Annotated in this window: 1 protein-coding gene and 2 pseudogenes; all 3 read right to left on the minus strand. The window is 73.8% G+C overall.

Features of this window, described 5'->3' with window-relative positions; translation table 11 throughout:
* Positions 1–17: 17 nt before the first annotated feature.
* Positions 18–3,134, minus strand: a pseudogene (locus tag H9L41_RS24900) (AMP-binding protein); the annotation flags it as partial.
* Positions 3,131–3,748: a SagB/ThcOx family dehydrogenase gene (locus H9L41_RS24905; RefSeq protein ID WP_265583788.1), complete on the minus strand. Its 618-nt coding sequence runs from the start codon at positions 3,746–3,748 to the stop codon at positions 3,131–3,133. The gene H9L41_RS24905 and the pseudogene H9L41_RS24900, both read right to left, overlap by 4 nt.
* 290 nt (positions 3,749–4,038) lie before the next feature.
* Positions 4,039–16,845, minus strand: a pseudogene (locus H9L41_RS24910) (amino acid adenylation domain-containing protein); the annotation flags it as partial.
* Between the last annotated feature and the right edge of the window lie 9 nt (positions 16,846–16,854).

The raw sequence follows: 16,854 nt of genomic DNA on the forward strand, positions 1-16,854 counted from the left end.
GATCTGGTACAGCGTCAGCTCGATCTGGTCGCGCGGGCTGGCCAGGTTGACCTGCAGCGGCGCGCTGCTGCGCGCCAGCGCCAGCAGCGCGGCGCGGTCGAGCTTGCCGTTGGGCGTCTGCGGCAGCTGCGCCAGCTCGACGAAGACCGCCGGCAGCATGTAGCCGGGCAGCCGCTGCGCCAGCGCCTCGCGCCATTCGCCGGGCTGCCGCGGTTCGGCCGCGCCGGGGCGGCCGATGCCGGCCACCAGCCGCGGCTCGCCGGCCGCGTCGGCATCGAGCAGCACCGCCGCCTCGCGCACGCCGGCCAGGTCCAACAGCGCCGCCTCGATCTCGCCCAGCTCGATGCGGAAGCCGCGCAGCTTGACCTGGTGGTCGCGCCGGCCGAGGTATTCGAGATCGCCGCCGGGCAGCTGGCGGGCCAGGTCGCCGCTGCGGTACATGCAAGCGCCCGGCGGGCCGAACGGATCGGGCACGAAGCGCTCGGCGGTGGCGCCGGGCCGGCCCAGGTAGCCGCGCGCCAGGCCCTCGCCGGCGATATGGATCTCGCCGCTCACGCCGAGCGGCACCGGCTCCAGCCGCTCGTCGAGCAGGTAGATGCGGGTATTGGCCAGCGGCCGGCCGATCGGGCACTGCCGCGCCAGCGGCCGGATGTCGAGGTAGGCGCTGCTGTAGACGCAGCTCTCGGTCGGGCCGTAGCCGTTGACGATGGCCAGATCGGGCAGCAGCTCGCGCATGCGGTGCAGGCCCTGCTCGGGCAAGGGCTCCACCCGACCAGCAGCTGGCGCAGCGCCAGGCCGGCCAGCCGCTCCTCGGGCGCCTCGGCGATCCATTTGACGAAGGCCGGCGGCAGGTAGCCCTGCACGATGCGCCGTTCGCGCATCCAGTCCAGCAGCGCGGCCGGGTCGGTGCGGATCGCCTCGGGCACCAGGTGCAGCGTGCCGCCGCTGGTCAGCGGCAGCAGGATCTCCTGCACCGAGACGTCGAAGCCGAAGCTCGACCACAGCGCGGCCGCCTCGCCCGGCGCCGCGCCGACGCGCTCGAGCCAGTGGTCGAGCAGGTTGGCCACGCTGGCGTGCGCCACCGCCACGCCCTTGGGCCGGCCGGTCGAGCCCGAGGTGTAGATCACGTAGGCCAGGTTGCCCGGCTGGACAAGGTCCGCCGGATCGTCGTCGCGCTCGCCGGCCGCCGCGAGCGCGGCCAGCGACTGCCAGCCGGCCGGCGGCGCGGCGGCGTCGCTGAGCACCAGCGCCGGCGCCGCGTCCTCGACCATGGCGGCCAGCCGCTCGGCCGGCAGCGAGGGGTCGAGCGGCAGGTAGGCCGCGCCGGCCTTGAGGATGCCGAGCAGGCCGACCACCAGCGCCGCCGAGCGCTCGGCGTGCAGGCCGATGCGCAGGTCCGGCCCGGCGCCGCGCGCGCGCAGCGCATGGGCCAACCGATTGGCGCGGCGGTTCAGCTCGGCGTAGCTCAGTCGTTCGCCGTCGCAGACCAGCGCGAGCACGTCCGGCGTCGCCTTCGCCTGGGCGGCGCAGCGCGCGGCCAGGCTCTTCGGCGCCGGGTAATGGCGCCCGGTGGCGTTCCACTCGACCAGCTGCCGGCGGCGCTCGTCCGCGCCGAGCAGTTGCAGCCGGCCGATCGGCAAGGCCGGCGCGGCCGCCACCTGTTCGAGCAGCCGGCCGTAGTGGTCCGCCATGCGGGCGATCGTGGCGGCGTCGAACAGGTCAATGTTGTATTCGAAGGTCAGCTGCAGCCGGCCGCCGCTCTCGACCGCCTCGACCGACAGGTCGAACTTGGACGCCTCGGTACTGGTCTCCAGCGGCTGCAGGCTCAGGCCCGGCAGCTCGAGCCGGCCGCGCGGCATGTTCTGCAGCACCAGCATCACCTGGAACAGCGGCGAATGGCTGGTATGGCGCTCGGGCCGCAGCGCCTCGACCAGCTGGTCGAACGGCAGGTCCTGCTGGGCGTGCGCCTCCAGCACGCTGGCGCGCACCTGCTGCAACAGCTGCTCGAACGGCAGCCGCGGATCGAGCCGGCTGCGGATCACCAGGGTGTTGATGAAGTGGCCGATCAGGGGCTCCAGCTCGCTCCGGTTGCGGCCGGCGAACGGCGTGCCGATGCAGACGTCGTCCTGCCCGCTGTAGCGCCACAGCAGCACCGACAGCGCCGCCAGCAGGGTCATGAACAGCGTGGCCTGGCCGGCCTGGCTCACCGCCTCGAGCCCGCGCGCCGTCGCGGCGCCGAGCGCCACGGTATGGCAGCGGCCGCGATAGCGCTGCACCGCCGGCCGCGGCCGGTCGGTCGGCAGCGCCAGCAGCGTGGGCGCGCCGGCCAATTGGCGGGTCCAGTAGTCGAGCTGGCCTTGCAGCGCCTCGCCGTGCAGCCGCCGGCGCTGCCAGACCGCGTAGTCGGGGTACTGCACCGCCAGCGCGGGCAGCGCCGCTTCGCGGCCTTCCACCGCGGCGGCGTAGCACTCGGCGACTTCCTGGATCAGCACGCCGATCGACCAGCCGTCGGCCACGATGTGGTGCACGTTGAGCAGCCAGCGGTGCTCGTCCTCGGCCAGCTTGAGCAGGCTGCTGCGCAGCAGCGGCCCGGCGGCCAGGTCGAACGGCGCCAGCGCGTCGGCCTCGGTGGCGGCGCGCGCCCTCTCCTGCCGTTCGGTCTCGTCCAGCGCGCTCAGGTCGTGCAGCGGCAGCGCGATGTCGACGCCGGCCAGCACGATCTGGCGCGGCTCGCCGTCGCTGCCGCGGAACACCGTGCGCAGCGCTTCGTGGCGCTGCGCCACCGCGTTCAGCGCGCGCGCCAGCGCGGCGGCGTCGAGCCGGCCCTTGAGGCCGATGGCGGCCGGGTTGTTGTAGAACGGGTTGCCCGGCGCCAGCTGGTCGAGGAACCACAGCTGGCGCTGCGAGAACGACAGCGGCAGGGGCTCGTCCGACGGCGGCCGGCGCGGGATCGCGGCGGCGTCGCCGGCGGCGCCCTGCAGGATGTCGATGATCTGCTGCTTGTTCGCCTTGAGCGCCTCGACCAGCTCGGGCGTGAGGAAGCCGCGCGGCGCCTTGCAGCGCAGCTTGCCGTCGTCGATCTCCAGCCCGACCGCGTTGCGGTTGAACAGGTCCAGCAATTGGTAGGCGTTCATATCTCGATCTCTTCCATCTCGACCGCGGCGGGCGCCGCGGATTGCTGCAGCGGCGCCACCGGGTGCGCGCCGTGGACGTGGGCGCGGCGCAGGCCGCCGACCATCGAATAGACCGGCCGGTGGCTGGCGCCGAGCTCGAACAGCGCCTCCAGCCGGTCCGTCTCGAGCGAGCCGATGCCGCACAGGCCCAGCCGCTGCTCGGCCGCGGCGATGGTCAGGAGCTGCGCCATCGCGCCGGCCTCGATGTGGCAGAAGTCCAGGCTCTTGTCGCCGTACAGCGGCTCGATCGCCGCCAGGTCGGCCACCAGGAACAGCGCGAAGGCCGCCGCCTCGAACACCGGCCGGTTGACGAAGTAGTCGTAGGCGTCGGCGCTCAGCTCGCGGCCCTGGCCCAGCGCGACCAGCCGGTGCGCGGCCGGGTCGTGGTAGTAGGCGCCGCCGGCCAGGCCCTCGACCCGGCCCGGCTTGACGTAGACATAGGTCTGCATCGGGTAGGCGCCGCCGGCCGAGCCGTAGAGGAACTTGGGCTGGCCGTCGAGCGGCTGCTGCGACAGGCAGGCCAGCAGGTCGGCCAGCGCCTGCAGCGCGACCGGCTCGGGCAGGAACTGCCGCACCGAGCGGTAGTCGGCGTAGCGGCGGGCGAAGGCCGGGTCGGCCGGCGGCGCCAGCGCGACCGCCGCGGCGTCGTCGGCGAAGCGGCGGCGGCCCTGGCTGCGCGACTTGAAGTCCTTGCGCGCCTCCGGGTCGTCGACCACCTCCCCGGTTGCCGCCGGGCCGCCGCCAGCTGCGCCGAAGCCAGCTGCGCCGCGGCCGCGATCGCCGCCTGGGCGCGGTGCTGGCGGAACATCGCCAGCAGGTCGGCCAGCGTCGGCTGCACCATCAGCTGCGCCAGCCGCGGCCTAAAGCCCAGTTCGGTCGACAGCGCGTTGCCGATGCGCACGATGTCGATCGAGCTGGCGCCGAGCTGCAGCAGGTTGGCGTTGGCGGCGATGGCGTCGCGCTTGAGCACGCCCTGCACGATGGCGACCAGCCGCGCCTCGTCGGGGCCGTCCAGCGCCGGCGCGGCGGCTGCCGGCTCGGCGGCGAAGGCCGGCTCGGGCAGCTGGCTGCGGTCGACCTTGCCGTTGGCCGACAGCGGCAGCGCGGCCAGGAAGGTGAACGACGGCGGCACCATGTAGGCCGGCAGCTTGCGGCCCAGGTGGTCCGCCAGCGCGGCGGCGTCGAGCCGGTCGTCACCGGCCACCACGTAGGCCGCCAGCCGCTTGTCGCCCTGGCTGGCGCCCCACAGCCGCACCGCCGCGGCCTGCACGCCGGGGTGTTCCTCGAGCGCGGTCTCGATCTCGCCGAGCTCGACCCGGTAGCCCTGCACCTTGACCTGGCCGTCCTCGCGGCCGAGGAATTCGATATTGCCGTCGGGCAGGTAGCGGCCCAGGTCGCCGGTGCGGTACAGCCGTTCGCCGGTGGCCGGGTGACGCACGAAGCTCGCCGCCGTGCGCGCCTCGTCGCGCCAGTAGCCGAGCGCCAGGCCGATGCCGCCGATGTAGAGCTGGCCCGGCACCCAGGCCGGCCGCTGCCGCATGGCGTCGTCGAGCACGTGGAACTGCTGGCCGGCCAGCGGCTTGCCGTAGGGGATGCTGCGCCAGGCCGGGTCGACCTCGCCGATCGGGTAGTGGATCGACCAGATCGACGCCTCGGTGGCGCCGCCCAGGCTGTCGATGCGCACCGCCGGCAGGCAGGCGCGCAGCCGCTGCGGCAGCGCCAGCGGGATCCAGTCGCCCGACAGCATGGCCAGCCGCAGGCAAGCGGGCAGCGGATGGCCGCTCTCGGCGTACTCGACCAGCATGCCCAAGAGCGCCGGCACCGAGTTCCACACGCTGACGCGGTGAGCGCGCACCAGCTCGAGCCAGTGGGCCGGATCGCGCGCCAGCTCGGGCTCCAGCAGCACCACCGCGGCGCCGGCCGCCAGCGTGCCGAAGAAGTCGAACACCGACAGGTCGAAGCTCAGCGAGGACACCGCCAGCACCCGGTCGGCCGGGGCGATCGCGAAGCGCGCATTGATGTCGAGCAGGGTGTTGACCGCGCCACGGTGGTCGATCATCACGCCCTTGGGCAGGCCGGTGGAGCCCGAGGTGTAGATCACGTAGGCCAGGTGGTGCGGCGCCAGCCCGGCCACCTCTGCGGCTTGCAGCTCGACCTCGCCGCCGCCGTCGACCGCAGCCGGTTCGACCACGATGGCTTCGACGCCGGCCGGCAGCCCGGCCAGGCCGGCGGTGGCCGGCTGCACCAGCGCCAGCCGCGCCTCGGCGCGTTCGAGGATATGGGCGGTCCGCTCGGCCGGCAGCGCCGGGTCGAGCGGCAGGTAGGCGCCGCCGGCGTACAGCACCGCCAGCGTGGCGACCACCTGCTCCCAGCCGCGCTCCATCCGCACCGCCACCAATTGGTTCGGCCGCACGCCGCGCGCCTGCAACTGCGCCGCCAGCCGCCGCGCCTCGCGCCGCAGCGCGGCGTAGCTCAGCTGCCGCCGCGGCGCCAGCACGGCGACCGCGTCCGGCGTCGCCTGCGCCTGGCGCTCGAACAGCTCGTGCAGCAGCGGCCGCGGCGGCGGCAGCGCGGTGGCCGTCGGTTCGAAGCGGATCTCGGGCAGCAGCTCGGCGATGGGCGCGCTCCAGGCCTCCGGCCGCGCCAGTTGCGCCAGCAGCCGGACGTAGGCGTCGAACATCGCCGCCATCATGCCGTCGGGGAACAGCTCGTCGATGCTGTCCCAGTTGAAGTAGAGCCGGCCCTCGGATTCGAGGATGGTGTGGTCGATCCACACCTGCGGCGTCTGGGTGATGCTGTGGACCGCCTCGCCGCCGAGCGCGGCGCCGAGCGTGGTCTCTTCCTGCTCGGGCGCCATCTCGCTCAGCGTGCTGTTGAACACCACCGGCATCGCGGTCTGCCGCGTGCCGCGCGCCTGCGACAGCTCGCGGTTGACGCGCACGCCGCTGACCGCGGCATGGTCGATGTCCTGCCACAGCTGTTCCTGCACCGCCCGCGCCTGGCGGGCGAAGCCGGCTTCGGCGGCGATCTCCACCTCCAGCAGCACCAGCGAGGTGAAATCGCCGATCACCGCGTTGATGCCCGGATGCAGCGGCAGCCGGTTGAACAGCGGCAGGCTCAGGGTGAAGCGCGGCTGCCGGCTCCACAGCGCCAGCACCTGGGCGAAGGCGGTCAGCAGCAGCACCGACGGCGTCACCGCGTGCTGCTGGCCGATCGCCTTCAGCGCGCGCCACTCGGCCGCCGGCAGCATGCGGTCGCGGCGGGTGAAGCGCGGCCGCTCGATGCTCTCGGGCTGGCGCTGCAAGGGCAGCGCCGGCGCCGGCGCCAGCGTGGCGGCCCGCTTGCGCCAGTAGCGCAGCGCCCGCTCGTAGCGCGGCGACTGGCGCAGCGCCTGCTCGGCCACCACGTAGTCGCGGAAGGTCAGCGCCAGCGGCGGCAGCTGCGCCTCGGGCTCGGCGTAGAGCTGCATCAGCTCGCGTTCGAGGATCTGGCCGCTGGCGGCGTCGACGATCAGCGCGTCGATGCTGATGTGCAGGTGGGCCACGTCCTGATCCAGCTCGGTCAGCGCGAACTCGAACAGCGGCCAGCGCGCGGCGTCGAGCAGCTGGTGCGACATCCGCTCGCGCGTCTGGGCCAGCCGGCGCTCGACCTCGGCCGGCGCGAGGCCGCGCAAGTCCTGCCGCGGCATGCGGTAGGCCGGCACGCTGGCCAGCACCTGCTGGGTGCCGTCGCCGTGGAACACCGCGCGCAGCATGTCGTGGCGCTCGATCAGCCGGTTCAGCGCGCGCTCGAAGCGGGCGGCGTCGAAGCCGCGCACGCGCAGCTCGCCATAGCCGTGGGCGCCGACGCCGCCGAGTTCGATGGTGTCGTCGCGGCCGACCCAGTAGGCCTCCTGGATGTCGGTCAGCGGGAACGGCTCGAACCGTGCCGCCGGGTCCGGCTCCAGCGTGTCGAAGGCGAAGGCCGCGGCGGCGGCTTCGTCGTCGGGCCGGTCGAGCAGCGCCGCCAGGTCGGCCAGCACCGGGTGCTGGAACAGGTTGCGCAGCGACAGCTGCGCAAGCATGCGCCGGTTGATCGCATGCACCAGCCGGGTGGCCAGCAGCGAATGACCGCCGAGCGCGAAGAAATCGTCGCGCGCGCCGACCCGGTCCAGCCGCAGCACCTCGGCCCAGATCGCCGCCATCTGCGCCTCGCGTTCGTCGCGCGGCGCCAGGTAGCCGCCGGCCGCGGCCGGCTGTCCGGGCGCCGGCAGCGCGCGGCGGTCGAGCTTGCCGTTCGGCGTCAGCGGCATGCGCTCGAGCACCACCCACTGGCTCGGCACCATGTGTTCGGGCAGGCGCCGGCGCAATTGCTCGCGCAGCGACTCGGGCGTCGCCTCGCCGACCAGGTAGGCCACCAGCCGCTTGTCGCCGGGCACATCCTCGCGCACCAGCACCGCCACCTCGCGCACGCCGGCGCGCTGCTGCAGCACGCTCTCGATCTCGCCCGGCTCGATGCGGAAGCCACGGATCTTGGCCTGGCGGTCGGCGCGGCCGACGTAGTCGATCTCGCCGCTGGCCAGCCGCCGCGCCAGGTCGCCGCTGCGGTACATGCGCGCGCCGGGCGCGCCGTACGGGTCGGGCAGGAATTTCTCGGCGGTCAGCCCCGGCCGCGCCAGGTAGCCGCGCGCCAGGCCCACGCCCGCGATGTAGAGCTCGCCGACCACGCCGACCGGCACCGGCTCCAGCCGCGCGTCGAGCACGTAGAGCCGCGCGTTGGCGATCGGCCGGCCGATCGGCGGCAGCGCCGGCCAGCGGTCGGCCTCGGCGCAGTCGAGCGCGTGCTGGCTGACCACGTGGGTCTCGGTCGGGCCGTACTGGTTGTACAGCCGGCCGGCCGGCAGCCGGCGCAACCAGCCGCGCAGCTCGTCGCCGACCTGCAGCGCCTCACCGGCGGTGACGATGTCGCAGGGTTCCGGCAGCGCGCCGCCGTCGTCGAGGCCGGCCAGCTGCTGCAATACCGCGGCCGGCAGGAAGGCGCGCCGCACGCCGTGCTCGGCCAGGTAGCCGCGCAGCCGGCCCAGCTCCTTGCGCCGTTCCTCGGCCAGCGAGACCAGGGTGCCGCCCTGGCACAGCGTGCTCCAGATCTCCTGGAACGAGACGTCGAAGCTGATCGAGGCGAACTGCAGCACCCGCGCCGGCGCCGCTCCGGCGGCCGCGTCGCGCAGCTGCCAGTGGATCAGGTTGTCCAGGCTGCGCCAGGTCTGCGCCACGCCCTTGGGCCGGCCGGTCGAGCCGGAGGTGTAGATCACGTAGGCCAGTTGGTCCGGCAGCCGCATGGTCTGCGGATCGTGCGCCGGCGCCGCGGCCCAGCCGCACGGTTCTTCATCGAGGCACAGCACCGGCGCGGCGCCGGCCGGCAGCCGGCCTTGCAGATGAACCTGGGTCAGCAGCAGCGCGGGCGCGCTGTCCTCCAGCATGTAGGCCAGCCGGTCGGCCGGATAGGCCGGGTCGAGCGGCACGTAGGCGGCGCCGGCCTTGAGCACGGCGGCGAGGCCGATCACCAGCTCGGCCGAGCGCTCGGCGCAGATCGCCACCAGGCGGTCCGGCCCGATGCCCCGCGCCAGCAGGTGATGGGCCAGCCGGTTGGCGCGGCGGTCGAGCTCGCCGTAGCTCAGCGGCTGGCCTTCGTGCAGCACGGCGATCGCCTCGGGCGCGGCGGCGGCGCGGGCGGCGAACAGCTCGGCCAGCGTCTGTGCCGGGTAAGCGCATCCGGTGCGGTTCCAGCCGTGCAGCAGCTGTTCGCGCTCGGCCGCGTCGAGCAGTTCGAGCGTGGCGGCCGGCCGCTGCGCATCGGCCGCCATCTGCGCCAGCACGCGTTCGAGGTAGCGGCCGTAGCGTTCGGCGGTCTCGCCGTCGAACAGCGCGCTGGCGTAGTCGAGCGCGCCGGCGATGCAGCCGTCCTGCTCGGCCAGCGACAGCGTCAGGTCGAACTTGGCGGCGCGATAGGGCGAGGCCAGTTCCTCGACCGCCAGCCCCGGCAGCGCGAACGCGCCGTCGGCGGTGTTCTGCCAGGCGAACATCGCCTGGAACAGCGGCGCGTGGGCCAGGCTGCGGGCCGGGTTCAGTTCCTCGACCACCTTCTCGAACGGCAGGTCCTGCTGCTCCTGCGCCGCCAGCGCGGCGGCGCGCACCCGCGCCAGCAGCTCGGCCACGCTCGGGTCGCCGGCGAGATCGAGCCGCAGCGCCAGCGTGTTGACGAAGAAGCCGATCAGCCCTTCGAGCTCGGCGCGGCGGCGGTTGGCGGTCGGCGTGCCGATCACCAGGTCGGACTGGCCCGACAGCCGCGCCAGCACCACCGCCCAGCCGGCCAGCAGCGTCATGAACAGCGTGCTGCCCTGGGCCAGGCTCAGCGCCTTGAGGCCGGCGGTCAGCCCGGCATCGAAACGCAGCTTCACCGTGCCGCCGCGGTAGTCCTGCTCGGGCGGCCGCGGCCGATCGGTCGGCAGCGTCAGCAGGGCCGGCGCGCCGGCCAGCGTCTCGCGCCAGTAGCCGGCCTGCCGCTCCAGCGCCGGGCCGGCCAGCCATTGGCGCTGCCAGGCGGCGTAGTCGGCGTACTGCAGCGGCAGCGGCGGCAGCGGGTCGGCCTCGCCGCGGGCGAACGCCGCGTACAGCGCGCTCAACTCGCGGGTGAAGACGCCGACCGACCAGCCGTCCGACACGATGTGGTGCAGCGTCAGCAGCAGCACGTGCTCCTCGTCCGCCAGCCGCAGCAGCCGGCCGCGCGCCAGCGGGCCGCGGCGCAGGTCGAATTCGGCCGCGGCTTCCTCGGCCTGCAGCGCCGCGGCCTGCGCCCCGGCGTCCGCCTGGCCGGCCAGGTCGTGGAATCGCAGCGCGAAACCCTCGGCCGGGCCGACCTGCTGGAAGGCCTCGCCGTCCATCGCCACGAAGCGGGTGCGCAGCGCCTCGTGGCGCTCGACCAGCGCATCGAGCGCGCGCTGCAGCGCGTCGCGGTCGAGCCGGCCGCGCAGCCGCAGCGCCTGCGGCATGTGGTAGGCGGCGCTGCCGCCGTCCATCTGCGCCAGGAACCACAGCCGCTGCTGGGCGAACGACAGCGGCAGCGCCGCGCCGCGGTCGGCGCGCGCGATGGCCGGCAGCGGCGCGACCCCGATGTCGGCCGGGCCCAGTTCACGGGCGAAGGCGGCCAGCGTCGGCGCGGCGAACAGCGCGGCCGGCGACACCTCGCGGCCCAGCTGCTGGCGCACCTTGGCCACCAGCCGCATGGCCAGCAGCGAATGGCCGCCGAGCGCGAAGAAATGGTCGTGCCGGCCGACCCGCTCCAGACCCAGCACCTCGGCCCACAGCGCGGCCAGCGCCTGTTCCAGCTCGCCTTCCGGCTCGGCCTGCTGCCGCTCGCCGTAGGCCTCGTCCTGCGGCGCCGGCAGCGCCTTGCGGTCGAGCTTGCCGTTCGGCGTCAGCGGCCAGGCCTCCAGCGCCACGTAGGCGGCCGGCACCATGTGCTCGGGCAGCCCGGCGGCCAGCGTCCGCCGCAGCGCGTCGGCGACCGGGGCCGCGGCGCCGGCGATGTAGTACGCCACCAGCTGCCTGTCGCCGGGCCGGTCCTCGCGCAGCGCCACCACCGCCTCGCGCACGCCGGCGCAGGCGGCCAGCCTGGCCTCGATCTCGCCGAGCTCGACGCGGTAGCCGCGGATCTTGACCTGGAAGTCGTTGCGGCCGAGGAACTCGAGGTTGCCGTCGGCCAGCCAGCGGCCGAGGTCGCCGGTGCGGTACAGCCGCTCGCCGGCGACGAAGGGGCTGGCGATGAAGCGTTCGGCGGTCAGCTCGGGCCGGTTCAGGTAGCCGCGCGCCACCCCGGCGCCGCCGACGTGGATCTCGCCGGCCACGCCGACCGGCACCGGCGCGCCGTCGCCGTCGAGCAGGTAGAGCCGCGCATTGGGCAGCGGCTTGCCGATCGGCAGGACCTCGAGCCCATCCAGGCCGTCGCGGCCCAGCTCGTACAGGCTGCTGTCGACCGCCGCCTCGGTCACCCCGTAGGCGTTGACGATGCGCACCGCCGGACCGCACAGCGCGCGCAGCCGGCGCGCATGGGCCGGCGTCCAGGCGTCCGAGCCGCAGACCAGCGTCTCCAGGCCGGCCAGGCTGCCGCCGCCGGCTTCCAGGTGCGCCATCAGCGCGGTCAGCACCGCCGGCACGAAGTCGGCGAAGCCGATCTCGCGCCGCTGCAGCAGCGCCAGCAGGCCGGCGCTGTCGAGCAGCAGCGCGCGCGGGCACAGCACCAGCCGGCCGCCGAAGCACAGCGCGCGCACCACGTCGGCGGTGAACACGTCGAAGGAGAAGCTGGCCATCTGCAGGTGGGCCAGGCCCGGCCGCAGGTCGAACACGCGCTGCCAGGCCGCGGCGATCGCGGCCAGCTGGCCGTGCTCGACCAGCACGCCCTTGGCGGCGCCGGTGGTGCCCGAGGTGTAGATCACGTAAGCAAGGTGGTGCGGCGCCAGGCCCGCCACCGCCGGGTCGGTCGCCGGCAGCCCGGCCCAGGCGGCCGCATCGGCGTCGAGGTCGATCGCCGGCGGCGCGGCCGGCAGCTCGGCCATCGCCGCCGCCAGCGCCGCGCGCGCCGGGCCGTGGCTCAGCACCGCCGCCGGCGCGCTGTCGCGCAGCATGTGGGCCAGCCGCTCGGCCGGGTAGGCCGGGTCGAGCGGCACGTAGGCGCCGCCGGCCTTCAGCACCGCCAGCAGCGCCACCACGGTGTCGAACGAGCGCTCCAGGCAGATCGCCACCAGCCGGTCCGGCCCGACGCCCTGCGCCTGCAGGTGGCGGGCCAGCCGGTTGGCGCGGGCGTTCAGCTCGCCGTAGCTCAGCCGCGCCTCGTCGAGCATCAGCGCCACCGCGGCCGGGTCGCGCGCCGCCTGCGCTTCGAACAGCTGGTGCAGGCAGCGGTCGGGCGCGTAGGCCGCGGTCGCGCCATTCCAGTCGACCAGGATGCGGCGGCGCTCGTCCGGCGGCAGCACGTCGAGCCGGCCGATCGCGCCGGCCGGCGCCTGCTCCAGCGCCGCCGCCAGCACGGCCAGCGCCTGCCGCATCATCGCGCACAGCCGCTGCGCGCCGTCGCCGTCGGCGACCTGGGCGGTCAGCCAGAACACGTCGCCGAAGTCGTCGACGTCGAGCGTGACCGGGTAGTTGCTGCGCTCCTCGCCCGGCTCGTATTCGCCGCCGACGTCGTCAGCCGCCTGCCGGGCTGCCGATTCGGCCAGCGTAGCGCTGTGGCGGTAGTTGAGCAGCGCCGTGAACAGCGGCGCCGGCGGCGCCACCGCGCTGCAACGCTGCGCCAGCGCCAGCGAGGCGTGCTCGTGGCGGATCAGCTCGGTCAGCGCCTGGTGGGTCTGCCGCACGCAGGCCGCCGCGCCGGTCTCGCCGAGATCGACGCGCAGCGGCAACGTGTTGATGAACGGCCCGAGGATGCGGTCGCTGCCCTCCCCGCCCTGCATGCGGCCGAACAGCACGGTGCCGAACACCACGGCGCTGCGGCCGGTAGTGCGCGCCAGCACCTGGCCCCAGGCGACGTGGAACAGGCTGGCGGCGCTGACGCCGAGCGCCTGTGCCTGCGCACGCAGCCGTTGCGACAGCGCGGCGTCGACCGCCTGCCGTACCTGCTGCATGCGGTGGCCGTCGCCGCGCACGTCCAGGAGGCCGAACGGCGCGGTCGGCGCGTCGATGCCGCCGAGCATCTTGCGGAAGAACGCTTCGTGCTCGGCCCGTGCCGCGCCGCGGCGGGTCTGCGCCACGTAGTCGCGGAACGGCAGCGCCGGCGGCAGCTGGTCGGCGCCGCCGGCCAGGTGGACGCGGATCTCGGCGTTCAGGTGCTTGAGCGAGGTGTTGTCGTCGATGATGTGGTGGAACTGCTTGAGCGCCAGCCACTGGCCGGTGTGCGGATCGCGGGCCAGCAGCAGGCGCATCAGCGGCGCCTGTTGCAGCGGCAAACGGCGCTCGGCTTTTTGACGCAGCTGCGTGCCGGCATCGCCTTGGGTCGGGTCGAGTTCGCACTCGTCGACCAGCAGCGGCGCCTGGCGCCAGACCACCTGCACCGGCTCGCCCAGGCCTTCCCAGGCGAAGGCCGTGCGCAGGATGTCGTGGCGGGCGATCACCGCCTCGAGGGCTTCGAGGTAGGCGTCCAGCCGACCGCGGTCGCGGAAGCGGATCAGGCTGGCCAGCAGGTAGGGGTCGTGTTCCTTGGCCATCAGGTGGTGGAACAGGATGCCTTCCTGCAAGGGTGCCAGCGGGTAGATGTCCTGCACGTTGGCCGCACCGCCGGGCACCCCGGCGACGATGCGGTCGATCTCGTCCTGGCTCAGCTCGACCAGCGGCAGCAGTTCCGGCGTGATGCGTTCGCAACCCGATTCGATCAGGTTCGGCGGGACGATGTCCTGGCTTGACTCATTGCCAACTGCCGCTGCCAATGCCGCCAAGGTCGGCGTGCCGAACAGCACCCGCACGTCGGCATGCAGCCCCTGCCGCCGCATCCGCTCCAGTACGCGCAAGGCCAGCAGCGAATGGCCGCCGAGTTCGAAGAAGTGGTCGTGCCGGCCGATCCGCTCCAGTCCCAGCACCTCGGCCCAGATCGCCGCCAGCGCGGTTTCGACCGGCCCTTCCGGCGCGGCGTAGCGCCGTTCGCCGAAGGCCTGGCCGTCGGGCTCGGGCAGCGCCTTGCGGTCGAGCTTGCCGTTGGCCGTCAGCGGCCAGTGCGCGACCGCGACGTAGGCGGCCGGCACCATGTGTTCGGGCAGCACCGCGGCCAGTTGCCGCCGCAGCACGTCGGCACCAGCCGGCTCGGCAACCGCCGTGTAGTAAGCGACCAAGCGCTGCTCGCCGGCCGCATCGGGCCGCGCCAGCACCACCGCCTCGCGCACGCCGGGCTGCTGCTGCAGCACGCTCTCGATCTCGCCGAGCTCGATGCGGAAGCCGCGGATCTTCACCTGGAAGTCGTTGCGGCCGAGGTATTCGAGGCTGCCGTCGGCGCGGTAGCGGCCGAGGTCGCCGGTCTTGTAGAGACGATCGCCTTCGACGAAAGGGCTGGCGACGAAGCGTTCGGCCGTCAGCTCGGGCCGGTTCAGGTAGCCGCGCGCTACGCCGGCGCCGCCGACGTGCAATTCGCCGGCCACGCCGATCGGCACCGGTGCGCCGTGCGCGTCGAGCAGGTAGAGCCGCAGATCGCCGATGCGCTCGCCGATCGGGCTGCCTGCCTTGTCGCAGTCAGCCTCGCTCAAGGGCCGATAAGTCACGTGTACGGTCGTTTCCGTGATGCCGTACATGTTGACCAACTGGGTGCCGGCGTTGCGGCCGTCGCGATACCAGGGCTTCAGTTGGGCCGTGTCCAGCGCTTCGCCGCCGAAGATCACGGTACGCAAGGCATGACGTGCATCACTGCCCGCCTGCGCCGCCACCAGGCTGCGGAATGCGCTCGGCGTCTGGTTCAGTACCGTCACGCCGTGCTCGCACAGCAAGCCGTAGAACGCTTCCGGATCGCGGCTGGTCGCGCGCGGCACGATCACCAGCTTGCCGCCGTGCAGCAGCGCACCCCAGATCTCCCACACCGAGAAATCGAAGGCGAACGAGTGGAACAGCGTCCACACGTCGTTCGCGCCGAATTCGAACCAGCGCCGAGTCGCACTGAACAGCCGCGCGACATGGCGCTGCTCGACCATCACGCCCTTGGGCTGGCCGGTCGAGCCCGAGGTGTAGATCACGTAGGCCAGGTGATGCGGCGCGAGGTCGGCGATCTCGGGCGCATGGTCGGGGAAATGGCGCCAGTCGGCGTCGAGATCGAACACCGGCGGCTTCGCCGGCAGATCGGCCAGGGCAACCGCAAGCGCAGAACGGGCCGGCCCGTGGCTCAGCACGGCCAGCGGCCGGCTGTCGGCCAGCATGTAGGCCAGCCGCTCGGCCGGGTAAGCCGGATCGAGCGGCACATAGGCGCCGCCGGCCTTCAGCACGGCCAGTAGCCCGACCACCATCTCCGGCGAGCGCTCGGCGCAGACGGCCACCAACCTGTCCGGCCCCACGCCCTGTACGCGCAGGTGATGCGCCAGGCGGTTGGCGCGGCGATCCAGTTCGCCGTAGCTCAGCGATTCGCCCTCGAACGTCAGCGCAACCGCTTCAGGCGCAGCGGCCACCTGCACCGCGAACAACTGCGGCAAGGTCCGCTCGGCCGCGGCCGCCTCGACCCGGTTCCAGCCGGCCAGCGCCAGCGCCCGCGCCTCCGCGCCCAGCAGGGTCAGCGCATCGGCCGGCCGCTGCGCGTCCGCCGCCATCTGCACCAGCACCTCGCGCAGGTAGCCCACGTGGCGCTCGGCCGTCTCGGCGTCGAACAGCGCGGTCGCGTAGTCGAGCGCGCCGACCAGGCAGCCGTCGTCCTCGATCATCGACAGCGTCAGGTCGAACTTGGCCGCCACATAGGGCGAGCCGAGCCGCTCGACCGCCACGCCGGGCAGCACCAGCTCGCCGTCCTCGTTGTTCTGCCAGGCGAACATCACCTGGAACAGCGGCGCATGCGCCAGCGTGCGCGAGGGGTTGAGCAGCTCGACCACCTGCTCGAACGGCAGGTCCTGGTGCTCCTGCGCCGCCAGCGCGACGGCGCGCACCCGCGCCAGCAGCTCGGCCACGCTGGGCTTGCCGCCGAGGTCCAGCCGCAGCGCCAGCGTGTTGACGAAGAAACCGATCAGCCCTTCGAGCTCGGCGCGGCGGCGGTTGGCGGTCGGCGTGCCGATCACCAGGTCGGACTGGCCCGACAGCCGCGCCAGCACCACCGCCCAGCCGGTCAGCAGCGTCATGAACAGCGTGCTGCCCTGGGCCAGGCTCAGCGCCTTGAGGCCGGCGGTCAGTTCGGCGTCGAAGCGCAGCTTCACCGTGCCGCCGCGGTAGTCCTGCTGGGGCGGCCGCGGCCGGTCGGTCGGCAGCGCCAGCAGCGCCGGCGCGCCGGCCAGCGTCTCGCGCCAGTAGGCGCTCTGCTTGGCCAGCACCGTGCCGGACAGCCATTGCCGCTGCCAGGCGGCGTAGTCGGCGTATTGCAGCGGCAGAGCCGGCAGCGGGTCGGCTTCGCCTCCGCGGAACGCGCCGCCGCGGAACGCGGCGTAAAGCTGGCCCAGCTCGCGCATGAACACCACCATCGACCAGCCGTCCGACACGATGTGGTGCAGCGTCAGCAGCAGAACGTGTTCGTTGTGGCCCAGCCGCAGCAGCCGGCCGCGCGCCAGCGGGCCGCGGCGCAGGTCGAATCCGGCCGCGGCCTCCTCGGCCTGCAGCGCCGCCACGCGGGCGTCGAGATCGGGCTGGCCGGCCAGGTCGAGCCATTGCAGCGCGAAGCCCTCGATCGGGCCGACCTGCTGGAAGGCCTCGCCGTCCATCGCCACGAAGCGGGTGCGCAGCGCCTCGTGGCGCGCCACCATCGCGTCGAAGGCGCGCTGCAGCGCCTCGCGGTCGAGCGGGCCGCTGAGCCGCAGCGCCTGCGGCATGTGGTAGGCGGCGCTGCCGCCGTCCATCTGCGCCAGGAACCACAGCCGCTGCTGGGCGAACGACAGCGGCAGCGGGCCGTCGTGGCTCGGCAGCCGGGCGATGGTGGTGTGCTTCTGCAGGGCCCGGAACTGCTCGGGCGTGAGATTGCGCAGCGACTGCTTGCTCATGGCGATGTA

This window comes from Chitinimonas koreensis (assembly GCF_014353015.1).
In the GTDB taxonomy this organism is placed as follows: Bacteria; Pseudomonadota; Gammaproteobacteria; order Burkholderiales; family Chitinimonadaceae; genus Chitinimonas; species Chitinimonas koreensis.